Origin of the sequence: Vibrio sp. TBV020, from assembly GCF_046056895.1 — a bacterium.
In the GTDB taxonomy this organism is placed as follows: domain Bacteria; phylum Pseudomonadota; class Gammaproteobacteria; order Enterobacterales; family Vibrionaceae; genus Vibrio.
The window spans coordinates 2,228,433-2,246,991 of the sequence record NZ_JBEEAQ010000003.1 but is presented as its reverse complement, the minus strand read 5'-3'; the positions used below and the strand labels follow the sequence as shown (position 1 = coordinate 2,246,991).

Sequence of the window (18,559 nt, the reverse complement as noted above, 5' to 3'; positions counted from 1 at the left end):
ACTCGTCTGAGTGGCTTTTGTCTATCTAAAACAGAAGTACTTAAGCTTGTTGTTTTTGTAACTCAGCTTCTTTTGCTTCGTCTTCGATTAGCGCATCAACGATAACTGCACACGCAGCGTCGCCAGTGATGTTAAGCGCTGTACGAATCATGTCGAAGATACGGTCTAGAGCGAACAGTAGTGGTAGACCTTCGATTGGGATACCAGCGGCAAGAAGTACTGCCACTACTAGGAATGAAGGACCAGGAACGCCTGCTTGACCAACTGCACCTAGTGTAGATGTTACGATGATAGCAATGTAAGCGCCCATTCCTAGATCAACGTTGAATAGCTGAGCAAAGAAGATTGCAACCAAACCATAGTAGATCGCGTTACCAGACATGTTGATCGTCGCACCTAGAGGTAGAACGAACGATGCTGTAGAGTTCTTAACGCCTAGTTCGTGCTCTACAGTATCCATTGTAACTGGAAGCGTCGCCATCGAAGATGCTGTAGAAAGAGCAACTGCTTGTGGTTTCTTCATTGCTGTTAGGAATTTCTTCGCTGAAGTCTTAGTGAAGATATGTACCATTAGAGGGTAAGCAACAAAACCAAAGATAAGAATCGCAGCAACGTAAACAACGAATAGCTTGAACACAACCATTAGTGCGCCAAAGCCGAATGTACCAACTGCTTCAGCCATTAGACCAAATACGCCGATTGGTGCAATGATCATCACCTTGTTGATCATCCAAACCATAGCGTCAACGATAGCATTTACACCGTTGATGATTGGCTCACGTTTTTCTTTCGCTTGCTTAGAAATCGCAATACCGAAGAACATACAGAATACAAGGATCTGTAGGATGTTAGCTTCATTCAGTGATTGGAAAACGTTTGTTGGGATCATTCCAGTGATGGTCGCCCAGAAAGTTGGAAGTTCACCTTTTGAAGCATATTCAGCTGAGAACATACCCTCAACGCCAGATACGTCGATACCCATACCAGGCTTGAAAACTTCACCCATAAAGAGGGCAAGTGCTACTGCTAGTGCAGATGTTAGGCCAAAGTAACCTAAAGTAACGACACCAACTTTACCAGCTGATTGGCTATTGCCAAGACCTGCAGCACCAGAAATCAGTGCAACGGCTACCAATGGGATAACCAGCATTTTAATTAGGTTGATGAAGATCGCACCTAGAGGAGCGAACATCGTCGCGCTCTCACCCATGAAGGCACCAACGGCAGTACCGATAATCATGGCGATGACAACTTGCACACCAATATTGCTTAGCAAACTCTTTTCTTTTAACACTTCCATAACCTCTGTGCTAATAAAATTTAAATATCCAGAATTACCATCTAAAGCTAGTCGATAGAATGGTTAATAATTTCGCCTCGCTTTTTACACGTTATTTTTACAATTGGCAATATGAAGCATTGACCAAAAGAGACAAATTCCATAAAACAGCAAGAGTTTGGTTGTTTTATGCTCAAAAGCAAACGTTTGCCTTTGGTTTTATTGATGGTAGTTGAAAAGGTATTTATAAATGTGATGATTATTTAGGAGAGAAAAAGAGAGATTATATGTTAAAAAAAAGATCAACTTCTTAGTGTTAGATAAGAAGCTGATCTCATAGAAGTTTAGATGGCTAACACGTTACTTTTGTGTTGCGGCCTTCATGGTTGAAACAAAGCTTGCGAGCTGCTGTAACATATTATCTGGCTGTTCTAGATTGTTTTCGATAATCTTCACGACCGCTGAACCTGAAATTGCACCAGCTGCGCCAGCATCGATAGCTTGCTTCACTTGCTCAGGTTCCGAGATTCCAAAACCAAGCAATGCTGGAGGCGCATCAAACTGGTTCAACCGGTCAAGTAGGGTGCTGACTGGCATATTAGCTTTAGTTTCTGCACCGGTTACGCCGGCACGCGATAGTAAGTAAGTGTAGCCACCACCAAGTTCAGCGACTTGAGAAAGCGTTTCGTCTGATGCTGTTGGTGGAGCAATAAAGATGGGTTCGATACCGTGTTTAGTTGCTGCTGCGACAAACTCTGCGCTCTCGTTAGTCGGAACGTCAGCAATAAGAACTGAATCGATACCAGCTTTGGCACAACGTTCATAGAAGTTGTCGATGCCACGTGAATACACAAGGTTCGCATACATTAGCAGGCCAATTGGTAGCTCTGGGTATTTAGCTCGTATTTGAGCAATTAAGTCAAAGCAGATATCAGGTGTGGCGCCAGAATCTAATGCTCGAATGTTCGCGCCTTGGATTGTTGGACCATCGGCTAATGGATCTGAAAATGGGATGCCTAACTCTAATGCGTCTGCGCCAGCTTCGACTAAGGTATCCATGATCTTTAGAGATTGCTCAGGGTTTGGGTCGCAAACTGTAACGAAAGGGACGAAAGCACCTTGGCCGTTTTCGTTTAAGCGCGTAAATAGCTTTTCATAACGGTTCATTAGATCGCTCCTTTTTGTTGCAAAATGTCATGTACAGTGAAGATATCTTTGTCGCCGCGACCAGATAGGTTTACGACAAGTAGTTGCTCTTTTTCTGGATTTTCACGAGCCATACGCAGTGCATGTGCAAGAGCGTGAGAAGACTCTAGAGCAGGGATAATGCCTTCGTTACGGGCTAGTTCTTGGAATGCTTCTAATGCTTCGTCATCCGTTACATTATCGTATTCAGCGCGACCAATCGCATTAAGGTGAGCATGCTGAGGACCAACTGATGGGAAATCTAGGCCAGCAGACACCGAGTAAGATTCTTCGACTTGACCATTTTCATCTTGCATCAACGGTGCTTTCATACCAAAGAAGATACCCGTTTTACCATGTTTTAGCGGAGCACCGTGTTGGTCTGTATCAATACCTTTACCTGCAGGTTCAACACCAATTAGGCGAACCGTTTCTTCTTCAATGAAGTCAGCGAACATACCGATGGCATTTGAACCACCACCTACACAGGCGATTACTGCGTCAGGTAGGCGACCTTCACGTGCTAGAATTTGGTTTTTCGTTTCTTCACCAATCATTCGCTGGAAATCACGAACAATTGTTGGGAATGGGTGAGGGCCTGCTGCAGTACCTAGTAGGTAGTGCGCTTCTTCATAAGATGCTGACCAGTCACGCAATGCTTCGTTACATGCATCTTTCAGTGTTGCAGAACCAGAATGAACAGGAATAACTTCTGCGCCCATAAGCTTCATACGGAATACATTCGGGCTTTGGCGTTCAACGTCTTTAGCTCCCATGTAGACACGACATTTCAGACCGAGTAGGGCGCATGCTAGTGCAGTCGCCACGCCGTGCTGACCCGCGCCAGTTTCAGCGATGATCTCTTCTTTACCCATGCGTTTCGCTAGTAGAGCTTGACCTAATACTTGGTTAGTTTTGTGTGCACCACCATGAAGAAGGTCTTCACGCTTTAGGTACAGTTTAGTTTTCGTACCTTTAGTCAGATTTCGCGTTAGTGTCAGTGCAGTTGGACGACCGGCATATTCCTGAAGCAGAGTCATGAACTCGCTGCGAAATTCTGGGTCTTCTTGTGCGTCAATAAACGCTTGCTCTAGTTGCTCAAGAGCTGGAACTAGAATCTGTGGTACGTACTGACCACCGTATTCGCCGAAGTAGGCATCTAATTTAGCCATGATGTAAATCCTTCATATTTCCTATAGCACGAGTGGCTCATGCTATTAATAAACTAGTAATTGCGTATTGCTTCGAAAGCTTGTTCGAGTTTTTCTGCGTCTTTCTTACCTGGAGAGGACTCAACGCCAGAGTTAAGGTCTAATCCTAAACAGCCTTGCTCTGCTGCTTTTTGTGCGTTGAACGGAGTAATTCCTCCAGCCAACATTACCTCTGATGGGTCGCCAATCAGTGACCAGTCAAAGACCAATCCGGTGCCGCCGACTTGTTTGCCGACTTTGGTATCCAATAAATGACGGTCGATATGTTCAGCGATTAGTTCAGGCATCGACTCGCTTACCCCATACGCTTTCCAAATCTCCACAGGTTCAGGAAGCTGAGCTTTAAGTTCTGAGACAAAAGCTTGTTGCTCGTCGCCATGGAGTTGCACGGCTGAAAGGCCTAAGTCGTTACACGTTTCGACAATCGACTCAACAGAGTGATTTTGAAAAACGCCGACGTATTTTAGAGGTGCACCGCTCATTGTCAGGCGTGCTTCTTCTTTGCTTACAAAGCGCTTTGATGCTTCGACGAAGATCAGCCCCCCGAATATAGCACCAGATTGATAAACCTTAGCGGCATCATCTGGGTGAGTCAGACCACATACCTTGTTTTCGCCTAGTATGACTTTGCGTACCGCTAGTTCTAGGTTTTCTTCGGCCATTAAAGAGCTGCCAATAAGGAAGCCATCAGCAAACGCAGCAAGGTCACGGACTTGTTGGTGCGTGTAGATGCCTGACTCAGAGATCACGATAGCATCAGGTGCAAGTTCACGAATCGTAGGTGCTAATTCTTTAGTGCGATTTAGGTCGGTCGAAAGGTCACGCAGGTTACGGTTATTAATACCGATAACCTTGGCACCTAACTTAACGGCGCGATGAAGTTCTTCTTCGTTGCTGACTTCCGTCAACACGCCCATTTCAAGTGAGTGGGCTACTTTAGCAAGTTCAGCATACTCTTGGTCGTTGAGTACAGAAAGCATCAGTAAGATTGCATCCGCTTGGTAGTGGCGAGCCAAGTACACTTGGTAGCTATCCACCATAAAGTCTTTGCACAGAATCGGCTGTTTCGCCACTTTGCGCACTTGAGGTAAAAAGTCAAAGTTACCTTGGAAGTACTTTTCATCAGTTAAGACCGAAATTGCCGTTGCATGGTCGTTATACACTGAAGCAATGTAATCTAAATCGAAGTCATCTCGAATCAACCCTTTAGAAGGGGACGCCTTTTTACACTCTGTGATGAAAACCGTTTTGTCATCTTTTAGCGCATTGTAAAAGCTGCGATCTGATGGCTTTAGCTCACTTTTGAATGAATCGAGAGGTTGTGTCTCTTTGCGCTCAGCTACCCACTGATATTTGTCTTTAACGATTTTTGCCAACACTTCAGCCATTTCTGCTTCTTTCGCAGAAACGTGTTCGGATAGCTTGTTTTCAACCTGAGTCATGTTGTTTCCTTTTGATCCGGATTATGCGTGCGCAGCGAGTTGGTTGACAAGTTCATATGCCTTGCCAGAGTTCATTGCATCGATTGCTTGTTGGGTGTTGGCTTTGAGGTCTTCGTGACCGAATAGACGCATTAAAAGTGCTACGTTAGCCGCAACTGCACCAAGTTGTGCGTCGGTGCCTTTACCCGTAAGCATATTGGTAATGATGGCTTTGTTTTCTTCTGGGTCGCCGCCTTTGATTGCCTCAAGTGGATGAGTATCTAAACCAAAGTCAGACGGATTCAGCGTGTACTCGGTAATCTGACCATCTTTTATTTCAGCCACGGTTGTTTCACCATGAATAGCAACTTCATCTAGACCACTACCGTGAACGACTGCCGCGCGTTTCATACCCATTTGAAGCATGGTTTCAGCAATTGGTCGTACAAGTTCTTTTGAATAGACGCCCATCAGTTCGATATTAGGGCGTGCAGGGTTAATCAGCGGCCCTAAGATATTGAAGATGGTGCGAGTCTTCATGGTTTGACGTACAGGCATCGCATGACGCACTCCGCCGTGGTATTGCGGTGCGAATAAGAAAGCGACACCGAGTTTGTCGACTGCAGTGCGAGTGTCTTCTGCGCTCATCGCCAAATTAATACCAAAAGAGTCTAGTAGATCCGAGCTGCCCGATTTACTTGATACACTGCGGTTACCGTGTTTAGCAACTTTTAGCCCACATGCGGCTGCGACGAATGCAGCGGTAGTTGAAATGTTGATGGTGTTATGGCCGTCACCACCGGTACCTACGATATCAGCAAAGTCATAATCTGGACGAGGGAATGGGTTAGCATTCGCCAGTAACGCTTTAGCTGCACCAGCGATTTCGTCTGGTGTTTCACCTTTAATTTTGAGTGCGGTTAGTGCTGACGCCATTAGGATAGGGTCAAGTTCACCACGGATGATGACATCAAATAGCTGCTGACTTTCTGACTGAGTTAGCGACTCTTGCTCGTAAAGTTTATTAATGATCTGTTCCATGACGAATTCCTTATTGTTCCTTTTTCTCTAGAGCCCACTCGATCGCGTTAGCAAGTAATGTCGCACCATGCGTGGTCATGATTGATTCTGGGTGGAATTGGAAACCACATACTTTGTCTTCTTCTTGTACTACAGACATCACTAGTCCATCAACCTCGGCAGTCACTGTAAGAATTTCTGGTACATGAGTTGCGACCAATGAGTGGTAACGTGCAATCGCAAGAGGTGATGGCAACTGAGCGTAAGTAGGGTGGTTTTGGTGCACCATCATTGATACTTTTCCATGAATGATTTCACCAGCACCTGCAACGGTACCACCATAGGCTTCAACGATCGCTTGATGGCCAAGGCAGATACCAATCATAGGGACTTTGCCTTTTAAACGTTGAATGATTTCTGGCATTGAGCCCGCTTCAGAAGGAGCACCTGGGCCAGGAGATAATAATACAACTGGGTTCTCTAGTTCTGTAATCGCTGATTCAATAGCATCAGCAGCAATGTTGTTACGATAAATTTTCACGTCGTGACCTAGTGAGCGAAATTGATCCACTAGGTTGTATGTGAAAGAGTCAAAGTTATCGATAAATATGATATTCGCCATCTCTTTCACCTATGCTTGATTCTGATTTGGTTTGTGTGCTGCTTGTATCGCAGAGATAACAGCCTGAGCTTTACCACGAGTTTCATCCGCTTCTGCTTGAGGTACAGAATCAAAGACTACACCTGCTCCAGCTTGAACTTGAGCAATGCCGTTTTCTACATATGCAGAACGGATAACAATACAGGTATCTAACGTCCCTTCACCAGTTAAGTAACCTACAGCACCACCGTAGCTTCCTCGGCGTGTTCCTTCTACATCACGAATTAATTGCATTGCGCGAATCTTAGGAGCACCTGTCAACGTGCCCATATTCATACAGGCTTGGTAAGCGTGTAGGGCGTCAAGATCATTACGTAACTGACCGACTACGCGAGAAACAAGGTGCATTACATGGCTGTAGCGGTCGACTTTCAGTAGGTCAGCCACATGGCGTGTACCCGCTTCAGAAATACGAGCGACATCATTACGAGCCAAATCGACCAACATCATATGTTCCGCATTTTCTTTCTTATCGGTGCGCAGTTCTAGTTCGATACGGCTATCTAGATCGAAATCAATATCGCCATTTGGGCGCTTACCGCGACGACGTGTACCAGCAATCGGGTAAATCTCGACTTGGTTGGTTTGAGTTTCGTATTTCAGCGCGCTTTCAGGTGACGCACCAAATAGGGTAAACAGCTCGTCCTGCATGTAGAACATGTATGGGCTTGGGTTTGACTGTTTAAGCTCTTTATAGGCGGCAAGTGGAGAAGGACAAGGCAGAGTAAAGCGACGTGATGGAACTACTTGGAACACATCGCCTTTCACCACGAACTCTTTCAAGTCACGTACTGTTTGGCAAAAATCTTCATCTGATACGCTCGGTACTGCAGTGGTATCTGTTACCGCGGTTGCTGTTGGCAGCTGTTTTAGAGATGTACATGCTTGACGGATTTCTTCAATACGAGCTTCAAGCGCAGGTTTTTGTTCGTCGGTGGCAAACAGCGCAGCTTGTAAGTCACAGCTCTGTTTTTGGTGATCAACCACTAAGAGTGTTTCTGCGACGTAGAAAACGTAATCAGGACATTGGTTCGTCGCGTTTGCAGTGCCTAATGGTTCGAAATTAGCCACTAAGTCATAAGCAAATAGGCCGCCAATAAAAATTGCATGCTTATGTAGCCCTTCAATACTGAAGCTATGTTGAACCAGTCTTAGCGCATCAAATGAAGAGGCTTCACGTAAACGAGTATCCTCATCAAGTGTGTCGCACGGTGAAGAGTATTCTAGAACTAGCTCATTGCCGTTAAAGCGATGTTCGATATCGTCGTTTATATTGTGAGTTAAATGAGAAAGTAGGTGCTTGCCGTTTTCTGTCAGTGCAGTCATCGTGACTGTGTGGCCGAAACAAACGATGCGTACTGCAGAGTCAACGATCAACAGACTTTGTAGGTCTTGTTTGGAGTCGATTTCTGCTGATTCAAGCAATAGGCTATCTGTCTTGTTTTCGCACAGTGTATGAAACAACTGTGTCGGATCTTGAGCGTACGGAGCAGTTGTACGAATTAATTCAAGGTCGCCTAGCTTTTGGATATTAATGGCCTTGTTCACAAGACCTCCTTTTCTCTTAATAATTTTTCTTCCTGCTGTACATAGTCGCATAAAGCAAACGTTCTCCCAATTAAGATTTGGTCAAATCTGATGATTGTTTAAGCACTTAGATGTGAGGCAGACAACAAAACAAAAAGCCCGCTATGGTAGCGGGCTTTGTATACATAAAATCTATAACTTAGAAGTACACGTTAGCCCACCATGAACTTGTCCAAGTGCGCCACCAAGCAAGATCCGCTGAGCTACGATTAAACGTATCAGCGTTAACTTTTACTTTTTGCTTTTGGTTGATGTCTTGTAACATAGTGAGCCTTAATTCAGGTACTTCGTATTTGTGTACTAGTTAACTAGTGCAGAGGTAAAAAGTCAACTAAAAAAATAAAATTATGAGAATTGATTTACATAGCCACACGACCGCCTCTGATGGACGATTACCTCCGAATGAACTGATAGATAGAGCACTTAGCTTTAACCTCGATGTTTTGGCTATTACTGACCATGATACTGTTGATGGGTTGGATTTGGCGCATCAATACATCAATGATAATGAACTACCGATCAAACTGATCAATGGCATCGAAATATCTACGGTTTGGCAAAATAAAGACATCCACATCGTTGGGTTGAATATCGACCGAACTTCAGAAGCATTGTTGGCCCTAATTCAACAACAGAAAGATCACCGAGAGTCGCGTGCCGAGCTGATCGCACAACGTTTAGAAAAAGCGACGCAAGAAGGTGTCCTAGAAGAGGTCAAGCAGATAGCTGGCGATGCTCCTGTAACACGAGCGCATTTTGCTAAATGGTTAGTTGATAACGGTTATGCGAAAACCATGCAGCAAGTCTTCAAAAAGTACTTAACGCGTAATAATCCAGGTTATGTGCCACCCACTTGGTGCTCAATGAAGGAAGCCATTGAGGCGATTCATGCTGCTGGAGGTCAGGCGGTATTGGCTCACCCTGGGCGTTATGATTTGACTGCGAAATGGATAAAACGTCTTCTTGCCGCGTTTGTAGAGGCTGGTGGCGATGCAATGGAAGTTGCACAACCACAACAAGGTCAACAAGAAAGGCGCAACTTGGCGGATTATGCTATACAATACAAACTATTAGCCTCACAAGGCAGTGACTTTCACTATCCTTCACCGTGGATGGAACTCGGACGAAACCTTTGGTTGCCGTCTGGTGTTGAAGCAGTGTGGAAAGATTGGGGTATTGAGCCTTCTAATTCAGATTCAGTCGATACCAATTAACTATAGAGTCGTGAGACTCGATAATGAGGAATTACAATGAGCCAGTTTTTTTATGTACACCCAGAAAACCCACAGGCTCGCTTGATTAACCAAGCTGTAGCAATCATACGTAACGGTGGGGTAGTGGTTTACCCAACCGATTCAGGTTATGCCCTTGGCTGTCAGCTTGAAAATAAACAGGCGTTGGAAAGAATTTGCCAAATTCGCCGCTTAGACGATAAGCATAACTTCACGCTTTTATGTCGTGATCTTTCAGAGCTCTCTTTATATGCTCGAGTTGATAACACGGCGTTCCGTCTACTGAAAAACAACACTCCGGGTCCTTACACCTTTATTTTCAAAGGGACGAAAGAAGTACCACGACGCTTAATGAATGCGAAGCGTAAGACAATTGGTATCCGTGTACCGGACAACCGCATCGCGCTAGATCTACTTGAAGCATTAGGTGAACCGTTAATGTCTACCTCGTTGATTTTACCTGGTAGCGATGTAACCGAGTCAGATCCTGAAGATATTCGCGATAAACTGGAACATGCAGTGGACTGTATCTTAAACGGTGGTTACTTAGGCGAACAGCCAACCACAGTTATCGATTTCAGTGATGAAGAACCTAAGGTAGCTCGTTTAGGTTCAGGTGATCCTGCCCCTTTTGAGTAATCAAAAGTTAGTGATTTCCTCCACAGTTTTTGCGATAATGTGCGGCCGCGATTTTGGGTCGCACTTGTTTATTCGACGTCTGAGAAGACGACACATAGGTAGATAAATGAACGAAAAATTACAGAAAGTATTAGCTCGAGCTGGCCATGGCTCTCGTCGCGAACTGGAAGCTTTAATCAAAGCGGGTCGCGTGAGTGTAAATGGTGTTGTAGCTAAGCTTGGTGAACGACTAGAAGATGAAAACGCCGTTGTGCGTATCGATGGTCATACTGTTTCTGCGAAAGCTCAGGAAGAGGTGGTTTGTCGAGTTCTTGCGTACTACAAGCCGGAAGGCGAATTGTGTACTCGTCATGACCCAGAAGGTCGCCGAACTGTATTTGACCGTCTACCTAAGATTCGTGGCTCTCGCTGGATCTCTGTTGGTCGTCTAGATGCGAACACATCTGGTCTACTGTTATTTACAACAGATGGTGAACTCGCTAACCGCCTAATGCACCCTAGTCGCCAGGTTGAGCGTGAATACCTAGTGCGTGTATTCGGTGAAGTGAACGAACAGAAAGTTAAAAACCTAGTTCGTGGTGTTGAACTAGAAGATGGTATGGCACGTTTCGAAGATGTTGTTTACGCGGGCGGTGATGGTATGAACCACACTTTCTATGTTGCAATCAACGAAGGTCGTAACCGTGAAGTTCGTCGTCTATGGGAATCTCAAGATACTACTGTTAGTCGCCTGAAGCGTGTACGTTACGGTGATATCTACCTAGACAAAAAACTTCCTCGTGGTGGATGGATGGAACTGGATCTGAAAGAAGTAAACTACCTGCGCGAGCTAGTAGAACTTCGTCCAGAGAAAGAAACGCTACTTGATGAAAACAAAGCGAACACTTCTCGTAAACGCGAGCGTTCTCGTAGCCAGAAGATTCGTCGCGCCGTTAAGCGTCACGAAGAGCGTGTAAACAGCGGTGGTGGTCGTAGTAATAACCCATCTCGCCGTAAGCCAAAGAAAGGTGCAGGTCAGCCAAACGCTCGAAATAAACAGCGTTAAGCCGCACTAAGAGATTTTAAAAGCAGCCTAAACAGGCTGCTTTTTTGTTTGCGATGAATAGACCTATGGCGCTTTTCTAGCTCGTCTAGATTTGCAGTGCTCTAATATAGCTTTCTTCTCGGCACTGGTAGATTGAGACCAACTTAGTATCTCTTGGAGAGTACGGAAACAGCCTAAGCAGATATCGTCTCCATCAAGGCAACAATGACGGATACATGGGTTCGGTGGTGTTACTTCGTCATTAGAAATCGCTTTCAAGGCGGCCTCTGCGATAAAACTATATACTTTAAATATACAAAAAGACCCAGCCTGACGAGAAGTCATCTGGGTCTTTTTATTTTTAGGCAACGTTACAAGGTCTGATTTAAAGAGTAGTAGCGACCTTGTTGCTCCATTAACGCGGAGTGATTGCCATATTCAACGATTTGCCCTTGCTCGATTAGACAGATTGAATCCATCTTATCGAGATCAACCAATCTATGCGTAATAAACACAACGGTTTTTCCTTCGAAGTGTTTCTCAAACAATTGCAGGATTTGCTGTTCAGTCTGCTTATCCAACCCTTCAGTCGGTTCATCGAGCAATAAGATTGGTGCATTGTGCAACATTGCGCGAGCGATACCGATACGGCGTTTCTCACCACCTGAAAGTTGACGTCCACCGTCGCCCAGCCAGGTATCTAAACCAGTGTCTTCTAAAAGTTTAGCTAGACCAACATCTTCTAGTACTTTAGCAAGCTCGTTATCGTCTGAGTCAGGTTTTGCCATAGACAAATTATCACGAAGTGAACCATTTAAGATGTCTACACGTTGGCTCACGACACTGATTGCTTGACGAAGTTGGCTTTCGCTCCAATCTTTAATCGGCTGGCCTGCAATCTCAATCTCACCTTGTTGAACATCCCAGTAGCGGTTTAGCAGCTGAAGTAAGGTTGACTTGCCTGAACCAGTTTGACCAACGATTGCGATTCGATGTTTCGCAGGAATTGTTAGATCAACATTAGATAATACTTGGCTATCACTATCTGGGTAGTGGAAAGAGACCCCTTTATAAGCGATTGAAAATTCGTTGTTGTGCTGAGTTTCTCCCTCTGGGAATTTTACATCTGGCTCGGACAAAATGATGTCATTCAAGCGACGAGCAGACGTGAGGGTTTGCCCCAAGTGCTGGAAAGCTCCGGCGATAGGCATTAGCAGCTCGACACTTGCCATAGTGGCGAAGGCAACTAAAGCGATCATTGGGTCAGGTGTGTTACCACCTACACCATCAGCAGCTAACCAGAGCATCAATACCACAGTCCAGCCGTTAGCTAGCATAAGCAAAGCTTGAGCAATACCAGAAAAATGTGCATTAAAGAATTGGTTTTTAAGCAGTTTATCTTGAGCGTTTAGGATTGCATTACGGTAGTGTTCCTCCGCGCCAAATAACGTTAGTTCACTATAGCCTTGCAGCCAATCGAGTGTTGAGATTCTCAATTGCGCTTTATGTTGAGTAAGCTCTGTACCGTTTCGTTTGCCTAATTTGTAGAAAATTACAGGCCAAGAAACGACTAATAGCATCAAAATCGCACCAAGTGTTAAACCAAGCTCGGTATCAAACCAACAAATAAGCGTGGTCAAACCAAGTATGGCTAAAGTGCCGACGATCATCGGACTCACAAGTCGCAAGTAAACATGATCCATCGCGTCGACATCTGCGACTAGTCGGTTGAGTAGATCAGCATCACGCAGGTTTGAAACACGGCCTGGGATCAAAGGCGCTAACTTGGAGAAGAAAAAGACACGAAGATCGGTCAGTAACTTGAAGGTGGCATTGTGACTAACAACGCGTTCCCCCCAACGACCTGCTGTTCGGCCCATTGCAAATCCACGGACAAACGCTCCGGGTAACATGTAGTTAAAGGTTTCACGAGCGATGGTTAAACCTGCAACTGCAGCCGCAGATAAGAACCAGCCAGAAAGGGTTAATAGTCCAATTGACGCCGCAACGGTCAAAAAGGCTAATAGCATCCCAAGAGATAAACCAAACCAGTGCTTCTTATATAGTTTTAAGTAGGGAAGTAAATCACGCATCTAGGTTCCCCTTATTAGCTTGGTTTAAGTCGTGGTTAGCTTGAAGCATTGAATGGAACAAACCTTCTTGATTGGACAGTAGCTCGAAGTCACCGGATTGTACGATTTGTCCATCTTGCATTACGAGTATCTGGTCAACACTTTTCAGAGGTGTGAGTTGGTGGGTAACCATAAGTGCTGTTTTGCCGCTAATTTGATTCTCTAAACCTTGCATGACAAGCTTTTCGCTTCGAGCATCAAGGCTTGCGGTAGGTTCATCGAGTAGCCAGAATTTACCGTTTTGTACCATTGCACGGGCAAGCGCTAGACGTTGTGCCTGACCAACGGATAAGCCGCCAGAACGGTCTGATACTTCATACCCCAATCCATGTTGATTGACGAATTCGGCAGAGAATGATTCTTCAAGTGCAGCGTTAATCGTCTCATCACTCACATTAGATTTCCCTAGTGTGATGTTGTCACGAATTGAACCATGGAGTAGGAGAGGATTTTGGCCAACCCAACTGATTTTTTCACGCCAGTTTTCGAGTGAAAGGTCACTGCGCTCGATTCCATTGATGGAGAGTGAACCTTTGTAGGGTAGGAAACCAAGAATCGCATTGATCAAGCTTGTTTTCCCCGCGCCGCTAGGGCCTACAAGCGCAGTTGTTTGACTTGGGTTTAGTTCGAAGCTGATTGGGCCGACCAATTTCTGGCCTTCAGGCGAATAAACTTCCAGATCTTTCGCTTCAATCGTTATGTCACCCTCGTTAGAGAGTGTCTGGGAGCCAGAACGTACTGTTTCTACTTCAGTTTCAATGAACTCTACTATGCTCTCGGCAGCGCCGACAGCTTGTTGCTTAGCATGGTAGAACGTACCTAAGTCGCGTAAAGGTTGGTAAAACTCTGGAGCAAGCACAAGAATAAATAGGCCGGCAAACAAGGTCACACCAGCGCCATAATCACCAAAGTTAAGCTCGCCGATAAAGGCAAAACCAAAGTAGACTGCGGTCAGCGCAATTGAAATAGAAGTGAAGAACTCAAGCACAGCGGAGGATAGAAACGCAATCTTCAAGACGTCCATCGTACGAGTTCTAAATACTTCAGAGGCGCCGTGCATTACTTCAGTTTCTGCTTTAGTGCGATCAAACAATCTAATAGTAGTCATTGACTGTAGTCGGTCGTAAAAATGGCCAGATAGGCGTTGAAGTGCTTTGAAGTTTTTACGGTTTGCATCAGCGGCTTTCATTCCTACCAGTGCCATAAACAATGGAACTAGTGGCGCAGTAATTAGGAAAATTAGACCAGCTGCCCAGTTAACTGGGAAAACAACGATAAGGATAACGAAAGGAACTAACACTGAAAGGGACATTTGCGGCAAGTAACGCGCAAAGAAATCGTGCATATCTTCGACTTGCTCAAGCAATAACGTTGCCCAAGCGCCAGCTGGTTTTCCTTTGATGTAAGCCGGGCCTAGTTCGCGTAATTTATCTAAAATTAGTTGTCGTATGTAGACGCGTATTTGCTCGCCACAGCGATAACCAGCGATTTCACGTCCCCAAGAGCAGAGGGCGCGAACAGCGATGATTGCCGCGAGGCCGAAGAAGTGTGGAACCAGTTCGTATTTATCCACTTGTTCAATGATGAGCTGGTGCAAAATAGTGGCAAGCAAAGCTGCTTGTGCCAAGAGAAATATGCTTGAAAGAAGACCTAGACCAACAGCGATCATAAGCCAGCGCTTGGCGAGCTTACTCTGCTGCTTGAGCCATTGATTCAAGCTGCGTTGTTTCTTTTTATCCATCGTGAAGGCTTAATGAGAATTATTATTACGAAATAGAAGGGCGCATTATACAAAAGAAAGCCCCGCGGGAATACCGCAGGGCTTTAAGGATTTGAGCTAAAAGTGAAAAATATTATTTACGTTTAGCGTGCAAAAGCATGGGGTCTTACTTGTTGTCTGCTAGAGCATCAAGGTAACGCTCGGCATCTAGTGCTGCCATACAACCTGTACCGGCAGATGTAATTGCTTGGCGGTAGTTATGATCCATAACGTCACCCGCTGCAAAAATGCCTGGAATACTTGTTTGGGTTGCATTGCCCTCTAGTCCTGACTGAACGATGATATAGCCATCTTTCATTTCTAATTGACCTTCGAAAATCGAGGTGTTTGGTTGGTGTCCGATTGCAATGAACGCACCCATTACGTCGATTTGTTCAATGGTATCTGATTGAGTGTCTTTAATGCGAACACCCGTTACACCCATGTCATCACCAACCACTTCTTCAAGTGTACGGTCAGTATGAAGAATGATGTTGCCATTCTCGACTTTATCCATTAAACGCTTCACAAGAATCTTCTCTGCGCGGAACGTGTCACGTCGGTGAATTAGGTGAACTTCTGACGCAATATTCGAGAGGTACAGTGCCTCTTCTACTGCAGTGTTACCACCACCTACAACCGCAACTTTCTGGTTGCGATAAAAGAAACCATCACACGTTGCGCAAGCTGATACGCCGCGACCTTTGAATGCTTCCTCTGATTCTAGGCCAAGGTATTTTGCTGAAGCACCAGTAGAAATAATGAGCGCATCACAGGTGTATTCGCCACTGTCGCCTTTTAAACGATAAGGGCGCTGACTAAAATCAACCTCGTTAATGTGATCAAATAGGATCTCAGTTTCAAAACGTTCCGCGTGTTCTTTCATTCGATCCATTAAGCCAGGTCCAGTAAGACCTTCAGGATCACCGGGCCAGTTTTCAACTTCTGTTGTCGTCGTTAATTGACCACCTTGCTGCATACCTGTTACCAGAACAGGGTTCAGGTTTGCTCGAGCAGCGTACACTGCCGCGGTGTAGCCAGCGGGACCTGAGCCTAGGATTAGAAGGTTACTGTGTTTTACGTCGCTCATTTGTGCTCCATTAGCGGTGACGCTTGATCATTCATTTGAATTCGATTGTATGGAATATATGGGGTCTTTTAAAGAGTTCCCAAGGCTCCGGAATGTAATAATTGGTTATAGATTAGAACGCAATCGTTAACCTGTGTAACTAATTTAAACGTCTAACACTCTGATGAATATAGATATTTATAAATGGGATAGTGAAGTCATCTAGTTTTTGATGCTCTGGCTTTTTAAAACTAGAGTTTACATCTGTGAATTCCAATTAACGCAGTGAATATATCTTTAATTATAAAAATGATGGTTTGTAATACTAAAAAAAGTTGATCGAACGATATAAGTGCGCAAATAATAATTGTGAACAAGATGTTAACTAAAAACTATAGATATGTACCTTCATTAAGGAGATGATGATGCTACATCAGAGCGAAACCACTCTACAACTGACTAAGTTAAGCGACTCGGCAATTTCGCAACTTGCCCCTTCATTCATGCATTTACCGCATACAGAACATGCTGATGGCAAGTTCCGATTAAGACGCTACTCAGTGGTTGCACTCCAAGATGGGCAAGTCGTCGACTTAAACAAAAATGAATTTATGCAAACGGACGATATTAATCGCTTTCAAGGTAACGTTGTTCGTCAATTTGAAGGCATAGAAGAATCGATTATCAGCAGCGAAGGTATGCGAGAAATGTGTTCTCTTTTCGTTGCATCTAACGGTTTGCAGAATGGCCAAGAAATTGAAATACACCAAATTCGAATCTCTGCAGTTTATGATGAAACACAAGTGGCGCCAGAAGGGGTACATCAAGACGGGTTTGAGCATATTGCCCTCGTAGGGATGGGTCGTCATAACATCGAAGGTGGTGACATTATGCTGTACAACAGTTTTAACGAAGCCCCATTTTTCCGCAAAGTACTTCTCAGCGGTGAAGTAGCAATGCTAGCGGACAATAAATTATGGCATAACGCTCAGCCTATTCGTTCAGTGATTGAAGGACAAGAAGGGCACATGGATGTATTTGTTCTTACTGCAAAGGGTGGCATGAATGAGCTTCACTCCTAATTTATCGCGCGCGCAGTTTAGCGCTCTGAGTCAAACTCGCAACGATCTACCAGTGATCTTTTTAGATGGCCCGGGTGGATCTCAAGTACCCAAGTCGGTACTAGAGGCAATGCAGTCTTACTTAGGCTTTTTCAATTCAAATCTCGGTGGGCATTATTTCTCAAGTAAACACACAACCGACTTAATGAAACAAGCCCGAGAGTATGCGCAAGCTCTAGTCAATGCTGAGTCGAGTGACAATATTGTCTTTGGTGCCAATATGACCTCTTTGACCTTCCAACTAAGCCGCGCGATTAGCCGTGATTGGCAGTCTGGAGATGAAGTGATTGTTACCGCACTCGATCATTACTCTAATGTATCTAGTTGGCAGCAAGCGGCAGCTGATAAGAATGTTACTGTCCATCAAGCACGTGTTGAAGAACAAGGCTATGGTCTGGATGTGGAACATTTACTTTCACTAATTAACGATAAGACTAAACTGGTCGCATTGACATTTGCATCTAACACTACTGGCTCCATCGTTGATGTGAAACGTGTAGTTAAGGCAGCTCATGAAGTTGGGGCGATGGTTTATGTGGATGCGGTTCACTACGCGCCACACCATTTAGTAGACGTTCAAGCATTAGGGTGTGATTTCTTGGCGTGCTCGGCTTATAAATTCTTTGGACCACACGTTGGCATTGCTTATGTAGCGCCGAAATGGTTACACAGTTTAAGCCCATATAAAGTTGAACCTGCGACCAATGAAGGTCCAGGTCGTTTTGAAACAGGAACGCAAAGTTTTGAAGGGTTAGCTGGTGTTATTGCAGCGGTAAAGTATTTATCACAGTGGGGTAATACTTCAGATTCACTGAGGCAGCGACTAGTAGCGTCGTTCCAACAGTTCAATCGACATGAATCGGCAATCAGTGAAAGATTCTTAATGCGATTATCGGAATTAAATGGTGTGACTTTGTGGGGATCACAGCACGCTGATAGTGAGATCAGAACTCCAACATTTGCACTAACCTTTGATAATCATTCTCCTCAAGAGGTCGCTCGAAAACTTGGTGAACGCAATATTTGTGTTTGGAATGGCCATTTCTACGCGCTTGGGTTGGTACGTCAACTTGGCTTAGAGGCAAGTGGCGGTGTTCTACGAATTGGGTTTATGCATTACAACACATTAGAGGAAGTCGATATTTTCTTTGATGAATTGAAGATTATATTGAACCAGTAGAAAAGAAAGACCTCCAAACGGAGGTCTTTTAATTTGAGT

The 18,559-nt window shown here is 44.7% G+C and carries 17 protein-coding genes and 1 other annotated feature; of the genes, 5 read left to right on the top strand and 12 right to left on the bottom strand.

The annotated features are described in order from the left end of the window. Nucleotides 1-40: 40 nt before the first annotated feature. From AAFX28_RS18235 to AAFX28_RS18200, 8 genes are all read right to left on the bottom strand, one after another. Nucleotides 41-1,300: a dicarboxylate/amino acid:cation symporter gene (locus AAFX28_RS18235; RefSeq protein ID WP_408689772.1), complete on the bottom strand. Its 1,260-nt coding sequence runs from the start codon at nt 1,298-1,300 to the stop codon at nt 41-43. A gap of 339 nt (nt 1,301-1,639) precedes the next feature. After that, on the bottom strand, nt 1,640-2,446 hold the full coding sequence (gene trpA / locus AAFX28_RS18230; RefSeq protein WP_408689770.1) for a tryptophan synthase subunit alpha: 807 nt from the start codon (nt 2,444-2,446) through the stop codon (nt 1,640-1,642). After that, nucleotides 2,446-3,636 carry a tryptophan synthase subunit beta gene (gene trpB, locus AAFX28_RS18225; RefSeq protein WP_408689768.1) on the bottom strand — a complete coding sequence of 397 codons (1,191 nt, stop codon included), beginning with the start codon at nt 3,634-3,636 and terminating at the stop codon, nt 2,446-2,448. Before trpB ends, trpA begins: the two co-directional genes overlap by 1 nt. A 53-nt stretch (nt 3,637-3,689) precedes the next feature. Further along, the gene (trpCF, locus tag AAFX28_RS18220) at nt 3,690-5,117 is read right to left on the bottom strand and encodes a bifunctional indole-3-glycerol-phosphate synthase TrpC/phosphoribosylanthranilate isomerase TrpF (RefSeq protein WP_408689766.1); all 1,428 of its coding nucleotides are present in this window, start codon (nt 5,115-5,117) and stop codon (nt 3,690-3,692) included. A gap of 21 nt (nt 5,118-5,138) precedes the next feature. Beyond that, nucleotides 5,139-6,137, bottom strand: coding sequence for an anthranilate phosphoribosyltransferase (trpD, locus tag AAFX28_RS18215; protein ID WP_408689765.1), 999 nt, complete (start codon nt 6,135-6,137; stop codon nt 5,139-5,141). 10 nt (nt 6,138-6,147) lie between these two features. After that, complete coding sequence (locus AAFX28_RS18210; RefSeq protein ID WP_408689764.1) at nt 6,148-6,738, bottom strand: aminodeoxychorismate/anthranilate synthase component II; 591 nt, start codon at nt 6,736-6,738, stop codon at nt 6,148-6,150. Between the two features lie 9 nt (nt 6,739-6,747). Further along, nucleotides 6,748-8,325 (bottom strand): anthranilate synthase component 1, encoded by a 1,578-nt coding sequence (locus AAFX28_RS18205; protein WP_408689762.1) that lies wholly within the window; start codon nt 8,323-8,325, stop codon nt 6,748-6,750. Nucleotides 8,326-8,453: 128 nt separating this feature from the next. Continuing rightward, nucleotides 8,454-8,557 (bottom strand) — a sequence feature (Trp leader region). After that, nucleotides 8,504-8,629, bottom strand: a complete 126-nt coding sequence (locus tag AAFX28_RS18200) for a Trp operon leader peptide (protein ID WP_408689760.1) — start codon at nt 8,627-8,629, stop codon at nt 8,504-8,506. Its footprint overlaps the feature before it by 54 nt. 82 nt (nt 8,630-8,711) lie before the next feature. Between AAFX28_RS18200 and rnm the strand changes: the two genes are divergently transcribed. The 3 genes from rnm to rluB all read left to right on the top strand — a co-directional run bounded on the left by rnm (nt 8,712) and on the right by rluB (nt 11,280). Beyond that, nucleotides 8,712-9,578, top strand: a complete 867-nt coding sequence (rnm, locus tag AAFX28_RS18195) for an RNase RNM (protein WP_408689759.1) — start codon at nt 8,712-8,714, stop codon at nt 9,576-9,578. A gap of 36 nt (nt 9,579-9,614) precedes the next feature. Then, nucleotides 9,615-10,235 carry an L-threonylcarbamoyladenylate synthase gene (locus AAFX28_RS18190; protein ID WP_408689757.1) on the top strand — a complete coding sequence of 207 codons (621 nt, stop codon included), beginning with the start codon at nt 9,615-9,617 and terminating at the stop codon, nt 10,233-10,235. Between the two features lie 106 nt (nt 10,236-10,341). Next, entirely contained in the window at nt 10,342-11,280 is a 939-nt protein-coding gene (rluB, locus tag AAFX28_RS18185) for a 23S rRNA pseudouridine(2605) synthase RluB (protein ID WP_408689756.1), read from the top strand. 63 nt (nt 11,281-11,343) lie between these two features. Here the strand turns inward: rluB and AAFX28_RS18180 are convergent, their stop codons facing one another. The 4 genes from AAFX28_RS18180 to trxB all read right to left on the bottom strand — a co-directional run bounded on the left by AAFX28_RS18180 (nt 11,344) and on the right by trxB (nt 16,240). Beyond that, nucleotides 11,344-11,604 (bottom strand): DUF1289 domain-containing protein, encoded by a 261-nt coding sequence (locus AAFX28_RS18180; protein ID WP_408689754.1) that lies wholly within the window; start codon nt 11,602-11,604, stop codon nt 11,344-11,346. 26 nt (nt 11,605-11,630) lie between these two features. Beyond that, a complete protein-coding gene (cydC, locus tag AAFX28_RS18175; protein ID WP_408689753.1) occupies nt 11,631-13,352 on the bottom strand; it encodes a heme ABC transporter ATP-binding protein/permease CydC in 1,722 nt (573 codons plus the stop codon). Further along, nucleotides 13,345-15,132, bottom strand: a complete 1,788-nt coding sequence (gene cydD / locus AAFX28_RS18170; protein WP_408689751.1) for a heme ABC transporter permease/ATP-binding protein CydD — start codon at nt 15,130-15,132, stop codon at nt 13,345-13,347. The genes cydC and cydD overlap by 8 nt, the downstream gene beginning before the upstream one ends. A 145-nt stretch (nt 15,133-15,277) precedes the next feature. After that, nucleotides 15,278-16,240, bottom strand: coding sequence for a thioredoxin-disulfide reductase (gene trxB / locus AAFX28_RS18165; protein WP_408689749.1), 963 nt, complete (start codon nt 16,238-16,240; stop codon nt 15,278-15,280). Between the two features lie 401 nt (nt 16,241-16,641). Between trxB and AAFX28_RS18160 the strand changes: the two genes are divergently transcribed. Then, nucleotides 16,642-17,301, top strand: coding sequence for a 2OG-Fe dioxygenase family protein (locus tag AAFX28_RS18160; RefSeq protein WP_408690900.1), 660 nt, complete (start codon nt 16,642-16,644; stop codon nt 17,299-17,301). After that, entirely contained in the window at nt 17,285-18,520 is a 1,236-nt protein-coding gene (locus tag AAFX28_RS18155; protein ID WP_408689747.1) for a cysteine desulfurase-like protein, read from the top strand. The genes AAFX28_RS18160 and AAFX28_RS18155 overlap by 17 nt, the downstream gene beginning before the upstream one ends. The last annotated feature ends 39 nt before the right edge of the window (nt 18,521-18,559 follow it).

Coding starts and splice junctions, on each gene's coding strand:
- AAFX28_RS18235 (WP_408689772.1), bottom strand. CDS start 1,300: ATGGAAGTGTTAAAAGAAAAGAGTTTGCTAAGCAATATTGGTGTGCAA.
- trpA (WP_408689770.1), bottom strand. CDS start 2,446: ATGAACCGTTATGAAAAGCTATTTACGCGCTTAAACGAAAACGGCCAA.
- trpB (WP_408689768.1), bottom strand. CDS start 3,636: ATGGCTAAATTAGATGCCTACTTCGGCGAATACGGTGGTCAGTACGTA.
- trpCF (WP_408689766.1), bottom strand. CDS start 5,117: ATGACTCAGGTTGAAAACAAGCTATCCGAACACGTTTCTGCGAAAGAA.
- trpD (WP_408689765.1), bottom strand. CDS start 6,137: ATGGAACAGATCATTAATAAACTTTACGAGCAAGAGTCGCTAACTCAG.
- AAFX28_RS18210 (WP_408689764.1), bottom strand. CDS start 6,738: ATGGCGAATATCATATTTATCGATAACTTTGACTCTTTCACATACAAC.
- AAFX28_RS18200 (WP_408689760.1), bottom strand. CDS start 8,629: ATGTTACAAGACATCAACCAAAAGCAAAAAGTAAAAGTTAACGCTGAT.
- rnm (WP_408689759.1), top strand. CDS start 8,712: ATGAGAATTGATTTACATAGCCACACGACCGCCTCTGATGGACGATTA.
- AAFX28_RS18190 (WP_408689757.1), top strand. CDS start 9,615: ATGAGCCAGTTTTTTTATGTACACCCAGAAAACCCACAGGCTCGCTTG.
- rluB (WP_408689756.1), top strand. CDS start 10,342: ATGAACGAAAAATTACAGAAAGTATTAGCTCGAGCTGGCCATGGCTCT.
- AAFX28_RS18180 (WP_408689754.1), bottom strand. CDS start 11,604: ATGACTTCTCGTCAGGCTGGGTCTTTTTGTATATTTAAAGTATATAGT.
- cydC (WP_408689753.1), bottom strand. CDS start 13,352: ATGCGTGATTTACTTCCCTACTTAAAACTATATAAGAAGCACTGGTTT.
- cydD (WP_408689751.1), bottom strand. CDS start 15,132: ATGGATAAAAAGAAACAACGCAGCTTGAATCAATGGCTCAAGCAGCAG.
- trxB (WP_408689749.1), bottom strand. CDS start 16,240: ATGAGCGACGTAAAACACAGTAACCTTCTAATCCTAGGCTCAGGTCCC.
- AAFX28_RS18160 (WP_408690900.1), top strand. CDS start 16,642: ATGATGCTACATCAGAGCGAAACCACTCTACAACTGACTAAGTTAAGC.
- AAFX28_RS18155 (WP_408689747.1), top strand. CDS start 17,285: ATGAGCTTCACTCCTAATTTATCGCGCGCGCAGTTTAGCGCTCTGAGT.